The following is a 3,697-nucleotide window of genomic DNA, read 5'->3' as shown; positions in this document are numbered from 1 at the left end:
TCAAATTGTTAAAGAACAATACTGACTGGATAGCGGCTTAAGTTGCCGTGCTCCGTGTCAGTGAGGACGCATTATAGGGAGAGAATTCGTGAGGGCAATATTTTTTTGCAAATAAATGTTCGCTCGCTCAATAAGTAACCACAGCGTGCATTTTAGATAAAATATCACTCAATATTGTGTTCGGATTGTCGCAAGGGAAACACTCTGTGGTTGCTGCCAGCGATCTTCCCAGGTGACCGTAACTTCAATTTGCTTCACATCACCTGCAGTCGCCAGTGTTTTCGAACGTACAGCCTGTTGCCAGTCAAATGCTGTCCCCGCTCGACTAACCGTTCCGGAAATAACGTTCAGAGTTATATCGGCATAAGACAACGGCTTCATTAGCTCCAACTGGTTTTCAGCAATTTGGATGGCCATAAGCCCTTTTGCAGCGGTTTCACCTTCGCGCTCGTAGTAAGACTGCATCTTAATCATCGCCAACACCGCCACCGCCACAATGGCTAGAGAAACCAGTACTTCAATTAAGCTAAATCCTTGGTTATTTCTTACTCTATTGAAAATCACGCCATGTTCCCTGCTGCCAAGTTACTTTTGTATTTATCGGGTTAGGTAATAAATCTTGCCAATATTTATCGTTGTATTGGGCTTTAAACCCTGCATTGGCAATAAAGTTCATGCCTTCCATATCTACCGCAACCCCACCAAAAGCATGCAAGGAACCAGCAACATAAAATGCCGTATTCTTAAATGGTGTTTCATGAGAAGAATCTCCACACACTGATGCTTTATAACAAGAGGAAACCATATCCGCAGAGACTAAAGTACTCTTACTGTCATTCGTCTTGAACTGATAGAGCAAGCCAGACAGTCCCAATTGACCATTATGAAAAACCGCCCCATCCTGAACCACTATCAAAGCAGAATCAGTATCAGGCATAGGTATGGCAGGTGTTGATAAGTTGAAAGGCTTCAAGCCAGCCTCCTCTGATGTAGAAGTAATGTAGCAACTCCCTTCCACCCAAAATGACCTATCACCATTTTTAAATGCGGTATTAATTTGCTCTGCACAATCTGGAATCAAGCTCTCACCTTTGGGAGGGCTTATCACATGGAAAGTACCATTGTTCTTCACGCTCTCCCATTCACTCTTAGGCACACCAAAAAAATCGTTGAACATATCCATGTCAGGTTCTTCTAGAATATCTTTAGCCAAAGGCCAGACAGTCCCAACCTTTGCAAAACTTTGATAGCCTGAACGGCATGTCTGTGCGCTATTCAACTTCGCAGTATTATTCACTGCATCTAAATCAACGCTTGTTGGAAGTTGCTCTGCACTATACCCATCGCCATCTTGGACGATTACTTTTGAATTACTCGTGCTATCTGTATGCTTGAAATTATTAAGATCTTTCACAATCATGGTTATACATTCTCCATCATTGTGATTGGGCAAAAATTCAAAGTCCCCTCTCAAGGTAAAAATTGACGAGGTCTTGAAAATCCCAGGCATCGGTGAAACATTTTCGACCTTAACTTCCTTTGCAACCTTTCTTTGACCTGGGCCATTCTCTTCAGATACTGTGCTAGTGAGTGTATATAAACTCCCCGTTCCAATTTGCTGCCCCGTGACAGCCAATGTCAGACGATTTTCATCACCACTTTGACCTAAGACCAGATCGTCGCAAGCGTTATACGAACGCGTTTGAGGATCCCCCACTGTTGTCTGGTTAACAGCAAACGCACACTGCAAGCCCCCCTCGGCTATCCAATGACTCTTTTTAGCCGAGAGAACATTCTGAAAACGCTTGACGTTATAGTGGCTCATTTCGACAGACTGATATAAACCATACGTTCCCAGTATCATGAGCATTAAAGTCACTGTCAGGGTGACAAATCCATTTTGCTGACGTCTCATATCCTTCTCCGAATTAATTCACTACGGTAACGTTCAACTGGCTACTATCTTGGGCTCCATTGACCGGTGAGCTAGCAGACATAGCGACAGCTATAGCCGGAAACAGAGAAATGTCTACCACAAAGCTGGCTAACTGAATTTCCGAACTCACTGAGATCACCTCTCCACCAGTACAGGCTGCAGTGATATTTTTAGGCGGTTCAGTAATACTTTTCTGTTTGGTGTACAATTTCAATTCGCTACTGTCATTCAAATACAAAGATGAATAATGAACTTTATCTACTCCACCATCTGTATACTCATAGGCATAAGCTAAGCAATCACGGGCTGCGTTGACAAACACAGTCTGCGGGGAATCTTTCCACTTAACGGCACCAGCTCTAGTACCTTCAATCGCAAAGCCCGCACGGCGCAGATCGTTACGGATAAACTGATTCAAATCGTGAAACTGGCTATCAAAATTAAGCTGCTGGGCAATACGGGTTGATGTACTGAACCCATTAGCGAAAACGCTGGACAAGACCATCAGCAACACTGTCCCCATGGCGCAGGCCAGCATCAATTCGATTAATGTCATACCGCTTTGCTTAACACGATTCATAACCAACCACCGTACCAACAGAACAAATCCTTACTCTCGACTTGCTGCTTATATTAACTTTCACAGAAACTCCAGCTCCCATCTCGGGGCTAGTTAGCGTATAAGCCATCCCTGAGCCTGTGATCGCCCTTGCAGGGTCAAGACTAATACGAGCCTTGGATCCCTTAACTGATAAACGGGGGAACGACTCACCATGCAGACTCGATATCACCTGAGAGAACGCGCATGATGCAGGTGTGGTAGCGCTGGCTGTGACAAGAACACACCAGCTATTTTTTGTCGGAACGGCCATGTCCAAGTTGTGGATATACAACTCTTGGTTTCTCCTAATGGCCTCAAGCCTTGCTTGTTTAAAAAGCAAAGCGAGGCGATTAGTCGCAGAGCCAAGCTGCTGAGAGTCCAGTATTTGGGTAAAAGAAGGGGCTGCTACCATAATCAATATCACAGCCACGGAGGTAACAATCAGCAACTCAATCATGCTAAAGCCACTAGCCGATCCCAGTTTTTTCACTCCACACCACCATCTAATACCAATTACGCTAGATATAGGTTATCACTCCATAACATCATGATTGTTAAGTAAAACTAGAGATAGGGATATGACTCGTAAGTTAATGGACAGCATGCATAGGAATAAGCAGAAAGGTGTGACATTAATCGAATTACTGATTGTTGTCGTGATTATCGGCGTTCTTGCAAGCGTTGCTTACCCAAGCTATGTCGATCATCAACGTTCAGGCCACCGCACATCAGCCCAAGCTAGCCTGATGATGTTGCACCTATGGATGGAAGATGAATTTACTCGTAACGGTAGCTACCCGGCCAGTGTCGACAACAACAGCTGCCCCGCCTGCAACCTGAACACCGACAATTACAACTTTTCCGCCACATATATAAACGGCGGTCTGCCACCTTACACATTAACGGCCACACCCAAGACAAATACAATCCAAGATGATGATAGATGCGGCGTGATATCCGTCGCAGCCAGTGGACGGACAGAGGCAAAAAAAGGAGGCTCCGCCATCAATGGCTGCTGGTAACAGAAATATACCAACAAAGAACTACCCGCAAATTTCAGGCACAAAAAAGCCAGCATTACGCTTAATGCCATTCGGTTAAGCACTAGCGCTTATATCTCAATGGATATCGGCTAGGAATATAGAGCACTGAACGTGGAT

Annotated in this window: 5 protein-coding genes; 1 reads left to right on the top strand and 4 read right to left on the bottom strand. The window is 44.6% G+C overall.

Annotation, left to right across the window (positions count from 1 at the left end):
* Positions 1–168: 168 nt before the first annotated feature.
* From gspI to ACVA53_RS24780, 4 genes are read right to left on the bottom strand one after another with little or no spacing between them, the layout of a single operon-like run.
* On the bottom strand, positions 169–564 hold the full coding sequence (gspI, locus tag ACVA53_RS24795; RefSeq protein ID WP_446506610.1) for a type II secretion system minor pseudopilin GspI: 396 nt from the start codon (positions 562–564) through the stop codon (positions 169–171).
* Positions 551–1,915, bottom strand: coding sequence for a hypothetical protein (locus tag ACVA53_RS24790; RefSeq protein WP_446506609.1), 1,365 nt, complete (start codon positions 1,913–1,915; stop codon positions 551–553). Before ACVA53_RS24790 ends, gspI begins: the two co-directional genes overlap by 14 nt.
* Positions 1,916–1,928: 13 nt before the next feature.
* Positions 1,929–2,516: a PulJ/GspJ family protein gene (locus ACVA53_RS24785; RefSeq protein WP_446506608.1), complete on the bottom strand. Its 588-nt coding sequence runs from the start codon at positions 2,514–2,516 to the stop codon at positions 1,929–1,931.
* Entirely contained in the window at positions 2,503–3,027 is a 525-nt protein-coding gene (locus ACVA53_RS24780; RefSeq protein ID WP_446506607.1) for a GspH/FimT family pseudopilin, read from the bottom strand. The genes ACVA53_RS24785 and ACVA53_RS24780 overlap by 14 nt, the downstream gene beginning before the upstream one ends.
* Positions 3,028–3,115: 88 nt before the next feature.
* On the opposite strand from ACVA53_RS24780, the gene ACVA53_RS24775 reads away from it, so the two are divergent.
* The gene (locus ACVA53_RS24775) at positions 3,116–3,559 is read left to right on the top strand and encodes a type IV pilin protein (RefSeq protein ID WP_446506606.1); all 444 of its coding nucleotides are present in this window, start codon (positions 3,116–3,118) and stop codon (positions 3,557–3,559) included.
* Positions 3,560–3,697 lie beyond the last annotated feature (138 nt).

The organism is Photobacterium sp. DNB23_23_1, assembly GCF_052873815.1.
Note: the sequence above shows the minus strand (reverse complement) of the source record. Positions and strands in the feature narration are given on the sequence as shown.